Source organism: Streptomyces sp. MI02-7b, assembly GCF_033793585.1.
Taxonomy (GTDB): domain Bacteria; phylum Actinomycetota; class Actinomycetes; order Streptomycetales; family Streptomycetaceae; genus Actinacidiphila.
Window position 1 is genome coordinate 260,767 of the sequence record NZ_JARAWX010000003.1, and the last position, 19,063, is coordinate 279,829.

The following is a 19,063-nucleotide window of genomic DNA, read 5'->3' on the forward strand; positions in this document are numbered from 1 at the left end:
GCAGGAGGTCCGCATGTCCAGTGGTCGCACCGAATCCACCGCCTTCCGCAGTGCCCTTGACGTGATCAGGGGGGTCGAGCCGCGCGTCGCCGACGCGATCGGCCAGGAGATCGAGGACCAGCGGGCCTCGCTCAAGCTCATCGCCAGCGAGAACTACGCCTCCCCGGCGGTGCTGCTGGCCATGGGCAACTGGTTCAGCGACAAGTACGCCGAGGGCACCGTCGGGCGCCGCTTCTACGCCGGGTGCCGCAATGTCGACACCGTCGAGGCCGTCGCGGCCGAGCACGCGCGGGCGGTCTTCGGCGCCGAGCACGCCTATGTGCAGCCGCACTCCGGCATCGACGCCAACCTGGTCGCCTTCTGGGCCGTGCTGGCCGACCGGGTGGAGGCACCGGCGCTGGAGCGGGCCGGGGTACGGCAGGTCAACGACCTGACCGAGGCGGACTGGGAGCGGCTGCGCCACGAGCTCGGCGACCAGCGCATGCTGGGCATGTCCCTGGACGCCGGCGGCCACCTCACGCACGGCTTCCGTCCGAACATCTCGGGGAAGATGTTCCATCAGCGCAGCTACGGCACCGACCCCGCGACGGGTCTGCTCGACTACGAGTCGCTGCGCCGCACGGCCCGCGAGTTCCGCCCGCTGATCATCGTCGCGGGCTACTCGGCCTACCCCCGGCTGGTGAACTTCCGCATCATGCGGGAGATCGCCGACGAGGTCGGCGCCACCCTGCTGGTCGACATGGCCCATTTCGCGGGCCTGGTCGCAGGCAAGGTCCTGACCGGGGACTTCGACCCCGTCCCGCACGCGCCCATCGTCACCACCACCACGCACAAGTCGCTGCGCGGCCCGCGCGGCGGCATGGTGCTGTGCGACTCCTCGCTGGCCGAACAGGTCGACCGCGGCTGCCCGATGGTGCTCGGCGGCCCGCTGCCGCACGTCATGGCGGCCAAGGCGGTGGCCCTGGCCGAGGCCCGCCACACCGACTTCCACGGCTACGCGCAGCGCATCGTCGACAACTCCAAGGCGCTGGCCGAGGGGCTGCTGCGGCGCGGCACGACCCTGGTCACCGGGGGCACGGACAACCACCTGGTGCTCATCGACGTCGAGTCCTCCTACGGCCTCACGGGACGTCAGGCCGAGGCGGCCCTGCTGGAGTCCGGCATCGTCACCAACCGCAACTCCATCCCCCAGGACCCGAACGGCGCCTGGTACACCTCCGGCATCCGCATCGGCACCCCGGCGCTCACCACCCGCGGCCTCGGCACGGGCGAGATGGACGAGATCGCGGGCCTGATCGACCGCGTGCTGACCACCACCGAGGCCGGCGTCACCTCGGCCGGCAAGCCGTCCAAGGCGCAGCACGTGCTGGACGCGAAGGTCGCCGACGAGATCGCGCAGCGCGCCGCCGACCTGCTGGCCGGCTTCCCGCTCTACCCGGGGATCGACCTCAGTTAGCCGGGCCGGCGTCCGGCCGGCGGTGCGACCACCACCGTCGGCCGAGCGCCGTCGACACCGACCCGGCGGCGAGACCGGGCAGGGCCCACCACCACGCCTCCGCCGCACCCTCGCCGCCGGCCGGGGCCGTACCCGCCTGCTTCGGCCACTCACCTGGCTCGTCGGGCTCGAACAGCCCCAGGCGGGCGAGCAGCGGGCCGAGGGACGCGGGCGCGCGATGCCACAGCACGTCGTCGTCGGCGACGTAGGGCGCCGAGTCCGTCCGTACCCATACGCCGTCTCCCGTATCGGGGAACACCTGGTCGACCTGGAACAGGGGACCGCCGGCTTCCAGATGCCAGCGGACGGTCACACTGCCCGCGACGGCCCGGTCGGCCATGGGTCCGGGCGGGTCCGGCGTGCCGCTGTCGTCGTTCAGCACCAGGGCCGTGGCGAGCGGCATGTGGTCGGGCGACGAGGAGTCCAGTCCTGTCGTACGGCCCGTCGCCACCGACGTCAGCACCGCGGTGCCGGGCACCTTGGCGGCCGCCGGCCCCGCTCCGAGCACAACAGCGGGCAGCAGCAGCGCCAACGTGGCCAGGGGTACGCGCGGGCGGATTCTCACGCGTCGACCAGTTCCTGGCGGGGGCCGGGGTCGCGGGGTGTCCGGCGGGACATCAGACGGGAGGCGAGCAGGGTGCCGGCGCTGCCGAGGGCGAGGCCGGCGCCCAGTCCGGGGAGGGACAGCCACCAGTCGGTGCCGCCTGCGGTGTCCTCGGCCGCCGCGGGGGCGGGGGAAGAGGCGGCCGGGGAGGAGCCCTGCGCCACCCCGAAGGGATAGTCGGGAGCGCTGACGCCGAGCCCCTTGTCCGGGCCGAGGAGGCCCATGCGCCCGAGCAGCGCGCCCAGGGCCTTCGGCTGGGCGGCGTGGTGCCACACCCCCTGTTCCGGCAGACCCTTCTCCCCCACCTCGCGGGTGTGGATCCAGGGACCCCCGGCGGCGTCCGGGTAGACGAAGTCCACACGCCAGACCGACACGTCGTGGACGAGCCAGGTGACGGTGACCTGGCGCTGCCCACCGGCCTCCACATCCGTCAGGGACGGCGGAGCGGAGGCGGCGGGCTCCCGCCCGATGGACGCGTCCAGCGTCTGGTAGTCCGGGGACGTGGTGTAGATCGCCGCGGCCTTGCCGCTCTCCGGCGCGACCAGCATCACGCTGGTCGGCCCCCCGGCCGTGGCCGGTCCCGCGCCGGTGAGCAGGGCGCCGAGCGCCGCGCCCGTGACTCCCGCCCAGGTGACGAACCTTCTGAACCGCATGGGTCCCCCTCTCGCTCGGTCCTGCCCCTGTTACACCGCCCGGGCCGGCCGGGTTCCCGCCGAACGGCGTCCCCACGGGGCCAAGGGCCCCGGCCCGTCCGCGGGAGGGGCGGTGATCCCGGCGAGGACCGCGACCGCTGCCGAGCGGTTTCGTCCCCGCGGGGCCCGCCGACCTGGCCGCGCGGGCCGAGGAGCCTCGCCGCCGCGCGGGTGGCCTCCGGCCGGTCAGGCGGACGGGCTCGCCGCGCCCCGCGGACGGGCCGACTCGGCGATCGCGAGCGCTCGCGCCCTGTCGGGTACGCCCTCCAGACGCAGCGTCACCTGGCCGCGCTGCCAGAGCAGGGTGGGCCCGGCCGCCCGGGGCGGCTCGCGGCGCGTGCGTCCGTCGGGGTCGACGAGCCGGACGTAGTGCGGCTCGGCGAACCACATCGCGAACTCGCCGCCGACCTCGACCCATTCGGCCGCGGAGCCGGTGGTCTTGAGGAAGACCACGTCGATCGAGGCCCGGAACTGGTCGAGCCGGATCGTGCGGCCGTCGCGCCGCCAGGTCATCGACAGCACCCGCCCGCCGTCGGTCACCGCGACCCCGTCCGGCTCGCCCAGCGCGGCCGGGACGAACGCCCCGTCCAACGGTGCGTGTCCGCGGACCGGAGGCGGGCTCCCCGCGCCCGGGGTCGCCGAGGGGTCGTGGCGCACGGCGACGCCGCCGAAGCCGAACCAGTCCGAGACCGCGGCCCGCACCGGTGGGGTGAGCACCAGCACGGCCAGTACCCCGCACAGCAGCGCCACCAGGGTCCGCCACCGTGCCGCGAGCCCGATCCGGGCGCGCCGCACGCGCCCCTCACCGGGCACGGCCTCGGCGAGCAGCCGGGCCAGCACCTGCTCGGCCACCGAGTCCGGCGACGGCGCCGGGATGTCCATCCGCCGCCCCGCCTCGCGCAGTTCCTCCGGGAGCCGGTCGGTCATCGCAGCCCCCCGTTCCAAGCGGCCGGCACCGGTTCGGCGAGTCCGGTCCGCAGCCTCGCCAGGGCGCGGTGCAGCCGGGACTTGACGGTGCCGCGCGGCCAGCCCAACACCGCGGCCGTCTCCTCCTCGTCCAAGTCGAGCAGATAGCGGCAGGTGACCACCAGCCGGTGCGGCTCGCTGAGGGCGCCGACCGCGGCCAGCAGCGCCGCGTGCCGTTCCCGGGTCACCGCCAGGGTCTCCGGATCCTGGTCCGGCGGGGGCAGGGCTTCCAGCGCGGCGTTGCGCTCGACGGCCGAGCGCAGCCGCCGGGAGGCCCGCGCCGCGTTCCGCGCCTCGTTGGCGACGATGCGCAGCAGCCAGGGGCGGAAGGCGGAGCCCTCCCGGAAGCCGCCGAGGGCGCGGTACGCCTTGACGAACGAGTTCTGCACCACGTCCTCCGCGTCGGCACCGGCCCCGAGCAGCACCGCGGTGCGGTGCGCGACGTCCGCGTGGACGCGCACCAGCTCCGCGTACGCCTCACGGTCCCCGGCGCGTACGCGTGCGATCACCGCCGCCTCCCCCTCCGTGGCGGCCCCCTTTCGCTCCCCGGCCGCCCCCGTGCGACCCCGTCACCCCTTCTACACCGCTCCCCGCGGCCGGGTTCCCGTTGCGGACGGACAATCCCCGGGGACCTGAGAGAATGAGTGGCATGGCTCTCGATCGTCCCCGTGTGCTCTCCGGCATCCAGCCCACCGCAGGCTCGTTCCACCTGGGCAACTACCTGGGCGCGGTCCGCCAGTGGGTGGCCCTCCAGGAGTCGCACGACGCCTTCTACATGGTCGTCGACCTGCACGCGATCACCGTGCCGCAGGACCCGGCGGAGCTGCGGGCCAACACCCGGCTGGCCGCCGCGCAGCTGCTCGCGGCCGGGCTCGACCCGGAGCGCTGCACGCTCTTCGTGCAGAGCCATGTCCCCGAACACGCGCAGCTCGGCTGGGTGTTCAACTGCCTCACCGGCTTCGGCGAGGCGTCGCGCATGACGCAGTTCAAGGACAAGTCCGCCAAGCAGGGCGCCGACCGTTCGACGGTGGGCCTGTTCACGTACCCGATCCTGCAGGTCGCGGACATCCTGCTGTACCAGGCGAACGCCGTCCCCGTCGGCGAGGACCAGCGCCAGCACATCGAGCTCACCCGGGACCTCGCGGAGCGCTTCAACGGCCGCTTCGGCGACACCTTCACCATCCCGGCGCCGTACATCGTCAAGGAGACGGCGAAGATCTACGACCTGCAGGACCCGCAGGCGAAGATGAGCAAGTCGGCGGCGTCCCCGAAGGGCCTCATCAACCTCCTGGACGAACCGAAGGCCTCCGCAAAGAAGATCAGGAGCGCGGTCACCGACACCGACACCGTGATCCGCTTCGACGAGCAGGAGAAGCCGGGCATCAGCAACCTGCTGACCATCTACTCCACCCTCACCGGGACCGCGATCCCCGAACTGGAGCAGCGGTACGAGGGCAAGGGCTACGGCGCGCTGAAGACCGAGCTCGCGGAGGTCTTCGTGGAGTGGGTCACCCCGTTCCGCGAGCGTACGCAGGAGTACCTGGGCGACCCGGAGAGCCTGGACTCGGTGCTGGCCAAGGGCGCGGAGAAGGCCCGCGCCGTGGCCGCCGAAACCCTGGCGAACGCCTACGACCGGGTCGGTTTCCTACCCGCCAAGCACTGAACGGGGCATTCCGGCACCCCGTGGCGCGGGCCTTTGGTCCCGCGCGAATGTGACGGACGACGCTCGCGCCTCGGGGCGCGAGCGCGTCACACTTGCTGCGGAGGCGCTGTGCCGCACACCGTGCGTACGATGCCTCCGGCCCGCCCGGGACCGGACGGGAGCGGGCCGGAAACCGACGGTGCGAGGACCGGGGTACGACCGGGAAAGGGGTGAACTCGTGGGAAACCGCATGATCGGCGTGTCCATCGCGGTCCCGGAGCCGTACGGCAGCCTGCTGCAGCAGTGCCGCGCCGACTTCGGGGACCCAGTGGCCTACTGCATCCCCACCCACGTCACACTGCTTCCGCCGACCGAGGTGGACGCCGCCGTCCTCCCGGCCTTCCGCGAGCACCTGGGCGAGGTCGCGGCGGCCTGCCACGCCTTCCCGATGCGCCTGGAGGGAACGGCCAGCTTCCGGCCGCTGACGCCCGTGGTCTTCGTCGAGCTCGCCCAGGGCGGCCTGGACTGCGCCGAACTGCAGGAGCGGGTGCGCTCCGGCCCGGTCCGCCGCGAGCTGCAGTTCCCGTACCACCCGCACGTCACCATCGGTCACGGCATCCCGGACGAGGCGCTGGACCGCGCGCAGATGGAGCTCGCCGACTTCACCGCCGCGTGGACGGCCACCTGCTTCTCCCTCTACGAGCAGGACGACGAGGGCGTCTGGCGCCCCTTGCGCGACTACGCCTTCGGGGCCGCCGCCCCCCACCCCCTGCTCCCCCAGCAGCCGGGGGCCTGCGAACCACTCGGTACGGCTCCCGCGCGGGGTACGCAGCCCGCGTGAGCGGCCCGGGCCGGCCGGAGCAGGCCGGCCCGGACCCGTGGACGACGCCGGTCCGCGCGACGCCGCGCCGCCTGCCGGGTGACGCCGCCGGCGGGCCACTTCTTCGCTGGTGGCCCCGGACCCGCTGACCGCGGCGTGCCTAGGCTGCCGCCATGGATGCCCTCCTCGCGGCGGACCGCGACCGCTTCCCCGACCTCCTGCGCTCCGTCACGGATCTCGCCGCCCGTGAACTGGCCGCCGTCGACGAGCGGCCGGCCGCCCACCCCGGCCCGGCCCCCGCGCCGGAGCCGCTGCCGGATGCCGGGGTCGGTGCGGACGGCGCGCTGGAGCGCTTCGCGCGACGCTGGGCACCGGGGTTCTCGGGCAGTGCGGGTCCGCGGTACCTGGGCTTCGTCACCGGCGGTGCCACGCCCGCCGCCGTCGCGGGGGACTGGCTGACCGCCGCGTACGACCAGAACGCCGGTTCGGACACGGGCTCCTCGGCCGGCGCCCTGGAGCGCGAGACCCTGGCCTGGCTGCGTGAGCTGTTCGGCCTGGGCACCGCGCACAGCGGTGCGTTCGTCACCGGCGCGACGGTCTCCAACACCGTGGGTCTGGCCGTCGCCCGCGAATGGCTCGGCGAGCGGCAGGGCGTGTCGGTGTCCCGGGACGGCGTCGCGGCGCTCGGCCCCGTGACGGTGCTGTCCGGCGCGCCGCACTCCAGTACCGAAAAGGCCCTGTCGGTCCTCGGCCTCGGCCGCGCGTGCCTGACCCGTGTCCCGCTGCTGCCGGGCGGCCGCGAGGCGGTGGACGTCGCCCGGCTGGCGGAGGCGCTGGACGCGCTCGACGGCAGGCCCGCCATCGTGGTCGCCAACGCCGGCACCGTCGACACCGTGGACTTCGACGACCTGCGCGCCATCGCGGCCCTGAAGGACCGTCACGACTTCTGGCTGCACGTCGACGCGGCCTTCGGCGGTTTCGCCGCGCTGTCGCCCCGTCACGCCCGTCTCACCGCGGGGTGGACGCAGCGGACTCGGTCTGCGTCGACCTCCACAAATGGCTCAACGTCCCCTACGACGCCGCCGTGCAGTTCACCCGCCGCCAGGACCTGCAGGTGCGGGTCTTCCACAACGCCGCGCCCTACCTGGGCCTGCCGGACCTGCCCGACCCCGACTTCCTGCACCTGACACCCGAGAGCTCCCGCCGCCTGCGCGCCCTGGCCGCATGGTTCTCGCTCACCGCCTACGGCCGGGAGGGCCATCGCGACATCGTCGAGCGCAACATCGCCCTCGCCCACCGCCTCGGGGACCGCATCGCCGGCACGGCGCACCTGCGGCTGCTCGCCCCCGTCCGGCTCAACGTGGTCTGCTTCACCTTCGCGGGCGAGGCCCCGGTGGAGGAACTCCGGGAGCGCGTCGCCGCCGCCGCCCGCGCCGTCGCCGCCTCCGGCGAGGCCTTCCTCACCCCGACGGTCCACGCGGGCGTGCCGGCCCTGCGTGCCGCCTTCAGCAACTGGCGGACGTCCGAGGCCGACACGGACCGTGTCTTCGAGGCGGTCACCGCCGCCACGGCGCCCGCCACCTAGAGTGCAGGGGGTGACGGAGGGTAGGCGCGCGGTATGGAATGGCTGACGAAAATCCCGGTGATCGGTCCGTGGATCGCGCGGCTCATGCGCACCCACGCCTGGCGCACCTACGAGCACCTGGAGAGCGTCCACTGGACGCGGCTCGCCGCCGCCATCACCTTCGTCAGTTTCGTGGCGCTCTTCCCGCTGCTCACCGTCGGCGCCGCGGTTGGGGCGGCACTGCTGTCCCCCTCCCAGCTCAAGCAGCTCCAGGACAAGCTCGCCGAACAGGTGCCGGGGATCGCCGACAAACTCAACATCAACGGGCTGGTGGACAACGCCGGCACCGTCGGGGCCATCGCCGCGATCCTGCTGGTCCTCACCGGCGTCAGCTGGGTCGCCGCGCTGCGGGACTGCCTGCGCGCCATCTGGCACAAGGACGACGAGAACGGCAACCCCTTCCTGGACCGGCTCAAGGACCTCGGCGTCCTGATCGGCCTGGGCGCGGTGGCCCTGCTCTCCGTGGCCTGCTCGACCCTCGCGGGCTCCGCCATCAACCGCCTGGGCGACGCCGTCGGCCTGGACGAGAACGGCCCCGGCCGGGTCCTGCTGTCCGTCGTGGGCTTCTGCGTCGCCGTCCTCATCGACGTCGGCATCTTCGCCTACCTGCTCACCCTCCTGCCGGGCGTGCGCCCCGACCGGCGCGACGTGATCGTGGCGAGCCTGATAGGAGCCGTCGGCTTCGAGGTGCTGAAGCTGCTGATCAGCGGCTATCTGCAGAGCGTCGCCACCAAGAGCATGTACGGGGCCTTCGGGGTGCCCATCGCGCTCCTGTTGTGGATGAACTTCACCGCAAAGCTGCTGCTGTACTGCGCGGCGTGGACGGCCACGCCGCACAGCGCCGAGCTGCGGGCCGCGGCCGGGACCAAGGAGCCGAGTTGACCGAGATCGCCCTGAACGAGGCCGTCGCCTGCCTCGTCCCCTACACGTTGACCGGGATCGACCGGGACGGGCTCACCGGTGTCTTCGCGTTCGCGACCCGTGAGTCCCTGACGCCCGGCGCGGTCCTCCAGGCGCACTGCCCGTTCCGGATGACGCACGGGGGCGACCTCGTGCTCGGCTCCGAGGACATGCGGTGGCCGAAGGCCCGCGGCGCCGACCCCGTGGTCGCCCTCGCCGACTCCACCACGCGCTACGACGCGCAGGCGCGCGAGCTGTGCGGGCGATTGGGCGACCATCCGCTGGACGTCGTGCGCTCCACCCTCGGGGACGGCGGGCGCGTCACGGTGGAGATGGAGGACGCCTGGGTCCTGGAGGTCCTCCCGGTCACCTCCGAACCCGCCGAGTCCTGGCGCGTCTTCTTCCGCGGCGGCGACCACGTCAGCTACCGCGGCACGCCGTGACGCGCCCCGCCGCGCCGGGAGCGGTCAGCGGCCCGGCAGGCCCGGCCAGGCGCCGAGGCGGGTGAGCGCCAGGGCGAGGGCGGCGATGTTCCAGGAGTCGTGCTCGCCGCAGTGGTGACGGCCTTCGAGCGGGAGCCCGGCGATCTGCAGGGCCTCGACCATGCCGGGCCGCTTGGCCAGGCCGTGCGCTTGAGTGAAAAGTGTCTTGACGTTGATGTGCCGGCTGCCGAAGGGGTATGTCGTCCCGGTCGCCCGGCACTGCCGGTTGAACTGGTGCCGGTCGTAGTCGCCCCAACTGGCCCACGCACGGGGGCCGGCGTGGTGCTCGGCCGCCAGGAGCTTGCAGGCGTCGGCGAAGTCGACGCCCTGATCGACCTCGGCCTGCGTGAGCCCGGTCAACTCGGTGCAGAAGTCGCTCACCTGCGACCGCGTGGGCCGTACGAGGATGCGGTGCCGGGCGACGCGCTCGCCCCGGGCGAGGTCCACGACGGTCAGACCGATCTCGATGATCTCGCTCACCGCTCCGGGCGGCGGCTCGCCGTCCCAGCAGGTCGCCTCGACATCGATGACGTTCAGCAGTCCCTCATCACTCTCCATGACGGGAAACAGTACGTCTGTTTCCGGCCATGGGTCACTACTCTTTGCGCAGGCATTTACCACTCTCAGTTCGAACCAGACCGTTTTGCCGATCCCGTACGGACGGGGCCGGACATCCCACGCGTCCGCCAGCGCCTCCACCAGCCCCAGACCGCGCCCCGACTCGTCCTCCGGTGACGCGGCTCGCGGACGCGGGTGGGTGTCGCTCGCGTCGCACACCTCCACCCGCAGCCGGTCCCCGGTCAGGACGGCCCGCGCCGCCACGTGGCGGTCCGGCGGTACCCGGGCATGGCGGACGGCATTGGTCAACAGCTCGCTCAGCAGCAGCACCGCCGTCTCCGTGGTCTCCACGGGCAGACCCCACACCGCGGCCTGCTCGCGCAACCGCGCCCGCGCGAGGCGCACACTGCGGGCCCGGCGCGGAAAGCGCCACTCCGTCGGGGGAGTTGTCTCGTTCATGACTCCAAAGGTGCAGGTCAGTGCGTAGCCTCGGAAGTGACCAGGCGTGTACGGAGGGTGGTTGTACCCCATGGCGAGCGAGACGTCCCCGCCCCCGATGGCGTGGCGCTACTGCGGCAACCAGGTCAAGCTCTGGCGCGAACAGGCGGGCGTCTCCCGCGAACAGCTCGCCGACGAGGCGGGTTACGGCTGCGAGACGGTGCGCTCCATGGAGCTCGGCCGGCGCCGGCCCACGATCCGGCTCCTCCAGGTCGCCGACCAGATGTGCGGCGCGGGCGGCAAACTCACGGCGGCGGACGCGTTCCTGAAACCGGAGCGGTTCCCTTCGTACGCGCTGGACTTCATGCGGTACGAGGCGGAGGCCATCGCTCGTTACGCCTATGAGGCGCAGTACGTCCCCGGGCTGCTGCAGACCGAGGAGTACGCGCACCGCCTGCTGGCCTCGCACTGGCCCCCGCTCGGTGACGAGACCGTCGAGGAACGTGTCGCGGCCCGGCTGGAACGGCAGAACCTGCTGGGCGAGCCGACGAAGTCGTTCAGTTTCGTTGTCGAGGAGGCCGCCCTGCGCCGTCGCTTCGGTGACCGGGACGCGCATGCGCGGCAGTTGGAGCACCTGCAGCGGGTGGGGGAGCGGCGCAACGTCACGATCCAGGTCATGGCCGCCGGCGGCGGGTTCCACTGCGGCCTGCTCGGACCGTTCGTGCTTCTGGAGACGCCTGAGCACGATCACATGGTCTACGAGGAGGGGCAGACGACGGGCGTGCTGTATGCGGAGCCCGACAAGGTCAGTATCGTCATGCGGCGGCAGGACATGATCGCCCGGCAGGCGCTCGGCCCGGAGCAGTCGGCGCGGTTCATGCGCGAGTTGGCGGAGGCGCTTTGAGAACCGAGCCGGTCTGGTTCACGTCCAGCTACAGCAACTCCGAGGGCGGCGACTGCGTGGAGGTCGCGTTCGGCCCCGGGGCCGTCCTCGTGCGGGACTCCAAGGACAGGGCCGGGGCCAGGCTGACGTTCACGCCCGACGCATGGCGCGCGTTCGTCGGGTTCGCGGTCACGCACGACGCAGGCGGCGCCAGGCGACGAGACCCATGAGCAGGCCGATGACGACCGGTGTGGCGACGTTCTCGCCGTCGAAGCAGGCGATCTGGAACAGCGCGGCCCCGGTCATGAGGCCGATGAAGGCGATCGCGGTGATGCCGGCGAGGCGCGGGAGGACGAGGCCGACGGCGCCGGCGAGTTCGAGGGTGCCGATGAGGTACATGAACCACGTGCCGTAGCCGATCGTGTCGAAGCTCTGGACCGCCGACGGGTGGGCGATGAGCTTCGGCATGGCGCTGGCGAACGCGAAGAACAGGGCGAGGACGATCTGCAGCGTCCACAGGACGGCGTTCGCGCGGCGGCCCGGGCGCGGAACGGCGGGAGCGGACGCGGGAGCGGCGGCGGTCATGGTGGTCTCCTCCGGTGTCGGGTGTACGGGGAGGTGGACCGGCGGACCGCCGCCGACTCATCGGTTCAGCGCAGGAAGTGTGCGACCGTGAACCAGGTGACGGCCAGGACGACCGCGGTGACCAGGATGAATCCCGCCAGGTAGGTCCCCGCGACGACCGCCCCGGGAGCGGCGGCCGCCCAGCCGAAGCGGGCGGCGGGAATCCTGGTGCGCAAGGCGGCCCGGACGCAGTAGACGGCGACCGCGAGCCCCATGACGAGTCCGATGACGGACAGTATGCCCATTGACCTTTTCCCCTCGGTGTCCCCGTGTTCCCGCGTCCCTGTCCCCTGGGTCATGTCCGGGGCGGGGGTCCGTGCCACCTGCGCGGTGGGGGGCGGTCGGAGCGGGGTGGGCGCACGCGCCGCATGAGCGCCGTCGAGCGCCCCCGCGGGAAGCGCGGGGGCCGGACGGGAGCGGCGACGGGGCCTAGGACCGGTCGGCGCCGGCCTCGGCGGTGGTGGTCCGCTTCGGGAGCGGCCAGCGCTTGCGGACGAAGAAGCCGACCGCGGCGACGACCAGGGCCGATCCGCCGGTGACGGCGAGCGCGGTCCACAGACCGCCGCCGGACGAGGTGGCCGCGGACGCGGACGTGGTGTCGGCCGGGTTGCCCGCCCGGGCGGTGCCGGCGGGGGACGGCGCGGGCGACGGCGATGCGGTGGCGAGGGCCGACTTCGGGGGCACGAGGACACCGACCGGGGTCACCTTGCCGTCCGCCTTGAACCCCCAGTCGAACAGCTGCCTGGCCTCCTTGTAGACCATGTTGTGGCCCTCGCTCGGATGCATGACGGTGACGAGCAGCGTGCGGCCGCCGCGCTGGGCGACCCCGGTGAAGGTGTTGCCTGCCTTGCTGGTGTAGCCGTTCTTGACGCCGGCTATGCCCTGGTACGACGGCAGGTCGTAGTCGCCGGTGAGCAGGCGGTTGGTGTTCTGGATCTCGAAGGTCTCGCGCTTCTTCGTCGCCTTCTTGCCACCCTTGGCCTTCGTGGTCTTCCACTCGCCGGGGAACCTGGCCCGCACGGTCGAGCAGTAGTCGCGGAAGTCGGGGTTCTGCAGGCCGGAGCGCGCGAAGAGGGTGAGGTCGTAGGCCGAGGAGACCTGGCCCGGCATGTCGTACCCGTCGGGGGACACGACCTCGGTGTCGCCGGCCTGCAGGTCCTCGGCCTTGGCCTGCATCTCCAGGACGGTGGCGTCGACACCGCCGTTCATGGCGGACAGCACGTGCACCGCGTCGTTGCCGGAGCGGAGGAAGACGCCCAGCCACAGGTCCTTGACGGTGTAGGTCAGGTTCTCCTTGATGCCGACCAGGCTGCTGCCCGCACCGACGCCGTCGAAGTCGGAGACCGCGACCTTGTGCGTCTGCGTCTTGTCGAACTTCGGCAGCACGGTGTCCGCGAACAGCATCTTGAGCGTGCTCGCCGGCGGCAGCCTCCAGTGCGCGTTGTGGGCGGCGAGGACCTCGCCCGACTCGGCGTCCGAGACGATCCAGGAGCGGGCGGTGAGTTTCGCCGGCAGTGCCGGGGCGCCGCCGAGCGGGTCGACCTGCGTGCCCGGCGCTCCCAGCCGTTCGCCACCCACCGTCGACATGCCCGCGGGCGGGGTCGGGGTGGGGGTCGGTGAGGGGCCCTTCGCGTGGGCGAGGGGGGCGGTCGTCAGGACCGCTCCGCAGGACAGCGCGAGGGCGGACACGACCAGGGCAGGGCGGCGCACGGACCGGCGGGAGGAGTTGGGCACGGGGAGAAGCTACAGGGAGAGGGTGACGTGACGGCAGCCGCGGGGGCTGATCCTGGCCGTGACCGTTCCCACGCCCCCGGAGTGCAACCATCCACCGTGCGCGGCCGTCTCGTTCGGAGCCGGGGTGCGTCCCCGGCCGGGGAGTAGGGACGGCGGACCGTCCCCACAGCGGGCATAACGGGATGGAATTGGATATCGGGGGCACGTGGCGGCCTCGTCGCGGCCCCCGTGCCGGGGCCCGCGAAGGGGCCCGCATACTGGACGTATGAAGCTCAGCCGCCCCGTGTCCTGGTTCCTGGCCGCCTTCGGGGTGTGGAGCTGGATCGTCTGGACCACCTTCGTCAAGAACCTGTGGAAGGACGCGAGCGGGCTCGCGTTCGAAGGCGGTGACCACGGCTCGCCGACCACGTACTTCTGGGTGCACCTCACCCTCGCGATCACCTCGCTCGCGCTCGGCACCGCGATCGGCGTGATCGGCGTGCGCGGATTGCGGGCACTGCGCCGCTCCACGCCGGACGCGGTGACCTCGACGCGGCCCTGACCGGGGCGGTGCCGGGGTGGCCGCTAGGCCATGCGCCGCCCGGAGGACCCGGCCGCGGCCTCCGCTTCGGTGAACGGCACGGTCGAGCGGGTGACCGGACCGTATTTGGCCATCGTGGTGGCCTGGCCCGCGGTCACCGCGAGCAGGGCGGCCAGGGCGGCCGACTCCGCGAGCGCGGTCCAGTGGGCCTGGAGCATCGACAGGTGCGCCAGGAGCAGCAGGATCATCCCGCGCCCCACGACGGCGACCGCGGAGATCAGCGCCTCCTCCCGCCGGTGGCCGGGCCCGGTGGCCAGGGCGCGCAGCAGCCACAGGGCCCCGGCCAGGCAGAGGCCGGTGCTGAGGGCGTACGCCGGCCCGGGACGGGCGGCCGCGATCAGCACCGTCGTGCCGATCACCCAGCAGCAGGCGCTGAAGAGGCAGGTCGGACCGCGTCCGTGACGCACCAGGAAGGTCCGCTTGCCGAACAGCGCGTCACCGCGCAGATCACGGAAGTCCTTGAGCAGGATCCGTCCGATGAAGCCGATGTACAGGCCCGCCAGCAGCAGCAGGTCGCCCGGCCGCACCGCGTGGCGGGCGGCGAACACGCCCACGAGGTAGGGCACGGCGACGTAGCAGGCCGGCAGCACGAGCGCCGCGACCGCGCCCCGGTCCGCCAGACGCACCGGGCGCAGGGAGTAACCGGCGCTGACCGCGAGCCCGGCGGCCGTGACGGCGGCGGCCCGCGGATCGAGGGCGAGGCTGACCCCCAGCGCCACGGCACCCGATGTGACCGCCACCACGACCATGTCCCGCGCCGCCGCGCTGCCCGTCACCAGCGGCCGTCCGGCCGCACCGGGGAGATTGATCCGGTCGACGGCCACGTCGGCCAGGTCGTTGCAGGCCACCGAGAACAGCAGGAAGCCGAGGACCGCCATGAGCGATCCGGCCAGCGGCACGGGGTCCTGGCCGTGGCCGGCCCGGCTCAGGCCGACCGCCGCGTAGAGCGCCAGGAGCAGGGCCACGGGGGGCCTGCTCAGCAGCACCAACAGGCGCACACGTGCCCTCATTTGTTGCTCCCCCAGTTCGAGAGTGCGACGGAGGCGAGGACGAGCACGCCGACGACCGCGAGCCCCGTCATCCCCAGGACGACCGCCAGGACGACACCCGCGGTGGCCCAGGGGGACCTGCGGGGGCGGCGCGACGGCGGATGGTGCGGCGGATCGGCTGACGGATCATCAGGCATGGTCGGCCCCTCGTTGAGTGCTGCTCCCGCAGCTCCTGCTGCTCCCGACGCCACGATTATCGGGAGCGCTCAGTCCCCGGCCATGAGTACGGATACTCAGGTTCCCCGCGGCGGCCGCCGCGACGGCCGGTAGCACGAACGTGACCCGCGCCATGCCCGGCGTTCGAGTTTGGCCGGAAAGTGCCCACCGGGAGCGGCAATTCCGGCGTCCGGCGCTTCGGCGGCCCCGAATCCGGAAATGCATGCCGCAACGGTGAAGGGGGAGGTTCGCTCATGGGGAGGGTGACCTGATGAGGCGGAGCACGTTCCGGCTGCCCAGACATCCCACGTCGGTAGGACTGGCCCGGCACCGGGTCCGCGACCACCTGGTGGGATGGGAGCGGGGGAACGAGACGGTGGAGTCCGTGGTTCTCGTCGTGTCGGAGCTGGCCACCAACGCCGTGCGCCACAGCCCGCTGCTGGAGCGGGAGTTCGAGGTGGCGGTGACGATCGAGGCGGACGGCTCCTGCGTGGTGGAGGTGTCCGACGGCGCCGCGCACGTGCGTCCGGTGCCCCGCGAGGCCGCCGACGGCGACGAGTCGGGGCGGGGCCTGCGCCTGGTGGAGGCGCTGTCGCGGAACTGGGGTGTGCGCGAACGCGGCCGGGACGGCAAGACGGTGTGGGCCGTGCTGGCCTCCGCCTGAGCGGCGCACCGGGTCCGCGGAGGGCCCTACCGCTCGAAGAGGAACTCCTTGAGCAGTTCGCGCACCTCGCGCACGATCGGCCGCAGCAGCCGGTAACGGGAGAGCTTGAGGATGCGCGCGCCGAGCGGTGCGGTGCGGGCCACCAGCCGGCGCGTGCGCTCGCAGTCGGGGGAGTGGTCGAAGACCCAGTAGACGACGATGCCCATCTGGTACATCCACATCAGCTCGGGCAGCACCTCGGCCAGTTCGGCGTCGAGCTTGATGTCCGAGCCGGAGAGCACCCGTTCGTGGATCGAGATCGCCGCGTCGCGCGCCGGGTGCGACTCGGGGGAGAACGGGCTGAGCGGACTGGCCGGGTCGGCGGCGTTCTTGAAGAACTGCGCCGCGAACTGGTGGTAGGGGCGCGCGACGTCCAGCCAGGCGTCCATGACCGTGAGCAGCCGCCCGGCCAGGTCCTTGGTCCCGCCCTCCGCGAGTACCCCCTGGACCGCGGCCTCGTGGTCGGCGGCGAGCCGGCCGTAGAAGCCCTGGACGAGATGTTCCTTGCCGGCGAAGTAGTAGTAGGCGTTGCCGACCGAGACCCCGGCCTCGTTGGCGATGGCACGCATCGTCGTCTTGTCGTAGCCGCGCTCCTCGAAGAGCCGCAGGGCGGTCTCGAGGATCAGGGCCCGTGTCTGCTCGCTCTTGGCGGTGCGCGGGGTCCCGGTGGTCCTGCCGGGGGGTGCTTCGTCCACGGTCGAGAGCCTAACGGGGCGGTGCGCAGCCGCCCGCGCAGGCGCCGGGTGCGGCGGGGGAGTCCGGGCCGGCGGGGCCGCCGGTGCGGGTCCAGCCGTCCTCGGGGTGGTACGTCCAGCCGTCGGCGGTCCCGTGGACCCGGCCGCCCCAGCCGGGACCTGCCGCCCCGCGGTTCCACTGGGACTCGCGGTAGCGGGCGGCCATGAGCACGGCGCCGCGGGCGAGCGGCGCGCCGGTGCGGGTGCTGAGCCGGTGCGCGGTGGGCCGGTACTCCGACAGCGCCCACAGGCAGACCAGCCAGGCGCCGTCGCCGCGGTAGACCTGGCCCGCGTCGCCGATGACGGTGATCTCGCGCAGGGTCGAGGCGTGGTCCAGCCGCGGGAAGCGGCGCCGCGCCTCGTCGGAGCCGACCGGGACCGTCTCCAGGGGAACGAGCTGCCGTTGGCGGGAGAGCCAGTCCCGGACGAAGGAGCACAGCCGGCAGTCGGGGTCGTACAGGACGGTCAGCCGGCGGACCGGCACCGGGGCCGCCGTGGCGGCCCCGGTCGCTGGGGTGCGGTCCATCACCGTCACACCCCGGGGACGGCCGGGGGCGTCCAGCCCTGCGGCGCGACCGGCGGGGTCTGCTCGCGGTCCATCACGCCGCGGCGGCGGATCTTGTTCAGGACGTAGACGTTGCACAGGTGCAGCACACCGAGCACCAGCAGGACGACGCCCAGCTTGACCGACAGCGCCTCGAAGAGGCCGCGGGCGTTGTCGACGGCGTCCGCGTTCTTCAGGTAGAGGGCGACGAAGCCCAGGTTCACGAGGTAGAAGCCGACCACCAGGAGGTGGTTGACGGCATCGGCGAGCTTCTCGTTGCCGTGCAGGACGTCTTCGAGGAAGACCTTGCCCGCCTTGCTGAGCGTCCGGGCCACCCACACCGTCAGCGCGACGCTGACCAGCAGGTAGATGACGTATGCGACGACCGTGAGGTCCATGGGTCCCACCCTTGTTTGAACGTGTTCAAAACCCGTTGCGGGACTGACTGTAGACCTGTTTTTGAACACGTTCAAGTCGCTTGCGGGCCAGGGTTTCCGGGCTTTCCGGTGGGTGCGGCAGTGGGTGCGGACGCGCCGGGTTGGGACCCGGCGGGCACCGACGAGCCGACCGTGCGGACGCCCGGCACCGCCGCCGTCGCGAGGCAGGCGATCGCCACCAGCGCCGCGCACACCCCGAGCGGTGCCGCGCTGCCCCACGCGGCCGCGGCCGGCGGTGCGAGCGCGTAACCGAACGGCATCGCGGCGAGCGACAGCAGCCAGTCGTACGAGGTGACCCGGGCCAGCGCCTGCGGCGGCACCTGCTGCTGGACGACGGTCTCCCAGACCGGGCTCAGGAAGCCGAGCGCGGCCATCGCGAGACCGTAGGCCGCGATCAGCAGTGGCGCCGGGGCGGCCACGGCGAGCAGGGTCAGCGGCAGCGCGTACGTCGCCAGGCCGAGGTTGGCGATCAGCACCGGGCGGCGGGGCCGCAGCCGGGCGGCCGGCAGCGAGCCGAGGACCAGGCCGATCGCGCCGGCCTCCAACACCCAGAACCAGACGCCCTCGCCGCCGAGCCGGGCGATCACGACGGCCGGCCCGAGGGTGGTGAGCACGGCGGCGGCGCCGTTCCATGTGGCGTGCGCCACCAGGCTGGTCCAGTACCAGTCACGAGAGCGGACCTCCCGCCAGCCCTCCTTGAGGTCGGTGAGCACCGACGCCCGCGGCAGGGGGACGCGTGCGACCCTGATGGCGGTCAGCAGGGCCGCGCTCACCGCGAACGACGCCGCGTCCAGCATGAAGGCCAGGCCCGGTCCGGCGGCCCAGATCAGCGCCGCCGCCAGCCCCGGCCCGCACAGCCGGGTGGCGCTGCTCGCCATGCCCATCAGCGCGTTGGCCCTGCGGCGCGCCTCGCCGTCGGCGGACGCGGCCACGGTGCCGGCCACGAGCGGCGACTGCGTCGGCATGGCGAAGGCCGAGGCGGCGCCGCCGACCGCCTCGGCGGCGGCGATGTGCAGCAGGACCGGGTCGCCGCCGAGGAGGCCGAGCAACTCGGCCCCGACCAGGAGTTGGGCCACGCAGCGCACGAGGTCGGTGGTGAGGGCCACCCGGCGGGCGTCGAAACGGTCCGCGACCACCCCGCCCAGCGGCAGGAGCAGCAGTCGCGGCACCGTCGCACAGCCCAGTACGAGTGCGAGTGCCGAGACGTCGCCGGTCACCCGGGTCACCGCGATGACCAGCGCGGCGGGTACGACCCCGTCGCCGAGCAGGGAGAGCAGGCGGCCGGTGAACAGCAGGCGGAAGGCGCGGAGCCGGAGCGGATGCGCCGGGCGCGGTGGATGCGTCGGTGTCATGGGGACCATGAGGACGCAATGTATTTTGGTGCCGAATGATTCGCCA

Annotated in this window: 23 protein-coding genes and 2 pseudogenes; 10 read left to right on the top strand and 15 right to left on the bottom strand. The window is 73.0% G+C overall.

The genetic code is table 11. The annotated features are described in order from the left end of the window. The first annotated feature begins 13 nt into the window (after window positions 1–13). On the top strand, window positions 14–1,456 hold the full coding sequence (locus PV364_RS05870) for a glycine hydroxymethyltransferase (protein WP_319658595.1): 1,443 nt from the start codon (window positions 14–16) through the stop codon (window positions 1,454–1,456). On the opposite strand, the gene PV364_RS05875 is transcribed toward PV364_RS05870, so the two are convergent. The 4 genes from PV364_RS05875 to PV364_RS05890 form a co-directional block, all read right to left on the bottom strand. Continuing rightward, entirely contained in the window at window positions 1,449–2,060 is a 612-nt protein-coding gene (locus PV364_RS05875) for a hypothetical protein (RefSeq protein ID WP_319658596.1), read from the bottom strand. The two genes, PV364_RS05870 and PV364_RS05875, sit on opposite strands and share 8 nt — an antisense overlap. Next, window positions 2,057–2,752, bottom strand: a complete 696-nt coding sequence (locus PV364_RS05880; protein ID WP_319658598.1) for a hypothetical protein — start codon at window positions 2,750–2,752, stop codon at window positions 2,057–2,059. The genes PV364_RS05875 and PV364_RS05880 overlap by 4 nt, the downstream gene beginning before the upstream one ends. Window positions 2,753–2,977: 225 nt before the next feature. After that, the gene (locus PV364_RS05885) at window positions 2,978–3,718 is read right to left on the bottom strand and encodes a hypothetical protein (protein ID WP_319658599.1); all 741 of its coding nucleotides are present in this window, start codon (window positions 3,716–3,718) and stop codon (window positions 2,978–2,980) included. After that, entirely contained in the window at window positions 3,715–4,266 is a 552-nt protein-coding gene (locus PV364_RS05890; RefSeq protein WP_319658600.1) for an RNA polymerase sigma factor, read from the bottom strand. The genes PV364_RS05885 and PV364_RS05890 overlap by 4 nt, the downstream gene beginning before the upstream one ends. Before the next feature lie 140 nt (window positions 4,267–4,406). Between PV364_RS05890 and trpS the strand changes: the two genes are divergently transcribed. The 5 genes and pseudogenes from trpS (at window position 4,407) to PV364_RS05915 (ending at window position 9,186) form a co-directional block, all read left to right on the top strand. Beyond that, window positions 4,407–5,420: a tryptophan--tRNA ligase gene (trpS, locus tag PV364_RS05895; protein WP_319658601.1), complete on the top strand. Its 1,014-nt coding sequence runs from the start codon at window positions 4,407–4,409 to the stop codon at window positions 5,418–5,420. Window positions 5,421–5,637: 217 nt separating this feature from the next. After that, window positions 5,638–6,240 (top strand): 2'-5' RNA ligase family protein, encoded by a 603-nt coding sequence (locus PV364_RS05900; RefSeq protein ID WP_319658602.1) that lies wholly within the window; start codon window positions 5,638–5,640, stop codon window positions 6,238–6,240. Between the two features lie 152 nt (window positions 6,241–6,392). Then, window positions 6,393–7,804, top strand: a pseudogene (locus PV364_RS05905) (pyridoxal phosphate-dependent decarboxylase family protein). A gap of 33 nt (window positions 7,805–7,837) precedes the next feature. Then, a complete protein-coding gene (locus PV364_RS05910; protein WP_319658603.1) occupies window positions 7,838–8,725 on the top strand; it encodes a YihY/virulence factor BrkB family protein in 888 nt (295 codons plus the stop codon). Then, on the top strand, window positions 8,722–9,186 hold the full coding sequence (locus PV364_RS05915) for a hypothetical protein (protein ID WP_319658605.1): 465 nt from the start codon (window positions 8,722–8,724) through the stop codon (window positions 9,184–9,186). Before PV364_RS05910 ends, PV364_RS05915 begins: the two co-directional genes overlap by 4 nt. A gap of 24 nt (window positions 9,187–9,210) precedes the next feature. Here the strand turns inward: PV364_RS05915 and PV364_RS05920 are convergent, their stop codons facing one another. Further along, complete coding sequence (locus tag PV364_RS05920) at window positions 9,211–9,783, bottom strand: 3'-5' exonuclease (protein WP_319658814.1); 573 nt, start codon at window positions 9,781–9,783, stop codon at window positions 9,211–9,213. Between the two features lie 87 nt (window positions 9,784–9,870). Beyond that, window positions 9,871–10,314, bottom strand: a pseudogene (locus tag PV364_RS05925) (ATP-binding protein); the annotation flags it as partial. On the opposite strand from PV364_RS05925, the gene PV364_RS05930 reads away from it, so the two are divergent. Together PV364_RS05930 and PV364_RS05935 are read left to right on the top strand one after the other, a co-directional pair. Next, window positions 10,313–11,125 (top strand): helix-turn-helix transcriptional regulator, encoded by an 813-nt coding sequence (locus PV364_RS05930; protein ID WP_319658606.1) that lies wholly within the window; start codon window positions 10,313–10,315, stop codon window positions 11,123–11,125. The pseudogene PV364_RS05925 and the gene PV364_RS05930 sit on opposite strands and share 2 nt — an antisense overlap. Continuing rightward, the gene (locus PV364_RS05935; protein ID WP_319658607.1) at window positions 11,122–11,334 is read left to right on the top strand and encodes a DUF397 domain-containing protein; all 213 of its coding nucleotides are present in this window, start codon (window positions 11,122–11,124) and stop codon (window positions 11,332–11,334) included. The genes PV364_RS05930 and PV364_RS05935 overlap by 4 nt, the downstream gene beginning before the upstream one ends. Here PV364_RS05935 and PV364_RS05940 read toward each other — a convergent pair. The 3 genes from PV364_RS05940 to PV364_RS05950 form a co-directional block, all read right to left on the bottom strand. Then, window positions 11,294–11,689: a DoxX family protein gene (locus tag PV364_RS05940; RefSeq protein WP_319658608.1), complete on the bottom strand. Its 396-nt coding sequence runs from the start codon at window positions 11,687–11,689 to the stop codon at window positions 11,294–11,296. The two genes, PV364_RS05935 and PV364_RS05940, sit on opposite strands and share 41 nt — an antisense overlap. Before the next feature lie 65 nt (window positions 11,690–11,754). Next, window positions 11,755–11,973 (bottom strand): hypothetical protein, encoded by a 219-nt coding sequence (locus PV364_RS05945; RefSeq protein ID WP_319658609.1) that lies wholly within the window; start codon window positions 11,971–11,973, stop codon window positions 11,755–11,757. Between the two features lie 184 nt (window positions 11,974–12,157). Next, a complete protein-coding gene (locus PV364_RS05950; RefSeq protein ID WP_319658610.1) occupies window positions 12,158–13,462 on the bottom strand; it encodes a D-alanyl-D-alanine carboxypeptidase in 1,305 nt (434 codons plus the stop codon). A 265-nt stretch (window positions 13,463–13,727) separates the two neighbouring features. Between PV364_RS05950 and PV364_RS05955 the strand changes: the two genes are divergently transcribed. Next, window positions 13,728–14,003 carry an SCO4848 family membrane protein gene (locus PV364_RS05955; protein ID WP_319658611.1) on the top strand — a complete coding sequence of 92 codons (276 nt, stop codon included), beginning with the start codon at window positions 13,728–13,730 and terminating at the stop codon, window positions 14,001–14,003. A gap of 23 nt (window positions 14,004–14,026) precedes the next feature. Here PV364_RS05955 and PV364_RS05960 read toward each other — a convergent pair whose 3' ends face one another. Both PV364_RS05960 and PV364_RS05965 read right to left on the bottom strand, forming a co-directional pair. Next, entirely contained in the window at window positions 14,027–15,052 is a 1,026-nt protein-coding gene (locus PV364_RS05960) for a UbiA family prenyltransferase (RefSeq protein WP_319658612.1), read from the bottom strand. After that, on the bottom strand, window positions 15,049–15,228 hold the full coding sequence (locus PV364_RS05965) for a hypothetical protein (RefSeq protein ID WP_319658613.1): 180 nt from the start codon (window positions 15,226–15,228) through the stop codon (window positions 15,049–15,051). Before PV364_RS05965 ends, PV364_RS05960 begins: the two co-directional genes overlap by 4 nt. A gap of 287 nt (window positions 15,229–15,515) precedes the next feature. Between PV364_RS05965 and PV364_RS05970 the strand changes: the two genes are divergently transcribed. Beyond that, complete coding sequence (locus PV364_RS05970; protein WP_319658815.1) at window positions 15,516–15,911, top strand: ATP-binding protein; 396 nt, start codon at window positions 15,516–15,518, stop codon at window positions 15,909–15,911. Between the two features lie 26 nt (window positions 15,912–15,937). On the opposite strand, the gene PV364_RS05975 is transcribed toward PV364_RS05970, so the two are convergent. From PV364_RS05975 to PV364_RS05990, 4 genes are all read right to left on the bottom strand, one after another. Then, a complete protein-coding gene (locus tag PV364_RS05975; protein WP_319658614.1) occupies window positions 15,938–16,645 on the bottom strand; it encodes a TetR/AcrR family transcriptional regulator in 708 nt (235 codons plus the stop codon). A 10-nt stretch (window positions 16,646–16,655) separates the two neighbouring features. Next, window positions 16,656–17,210, bottom strand: coding sequence for a thiol-disulfide oxidoreductase DCC family protein (locus tag PV364_RS05980; RefSeq protein ID WP_319658615.1), 555 nt, complete (start codon window positions 17,208–17,210; stop codon window positions 16,656–16,658). 5 nt (window positions 17,211–17,215) lie between these two features. Further along, window positions 17,216–17,626, bottom strand: coding sequence for a hypothetical protein (locus tag PV364_RS05985; protein ID WP_319658616.1), 411 nt, complete (start codon window positions 17,624–17,626; stop codon window positions 17,216–17,218). A 71-nt stretch (window positions 17,627–17,697) separates the two neighbouring features. Then, window positions 17,698–19,026 (bottom strand): MFS transporter, encoded by a 1,329-nt coding sequence (locus PV364_RS05990; protein ID WP_415924528.1) that lies wholly within the window; start codon window positions 19,024–19,026, stop codon window positions 17,698–17,700. Window positions 19,027–19,063 lie beyond the last annotated feature (37 nt).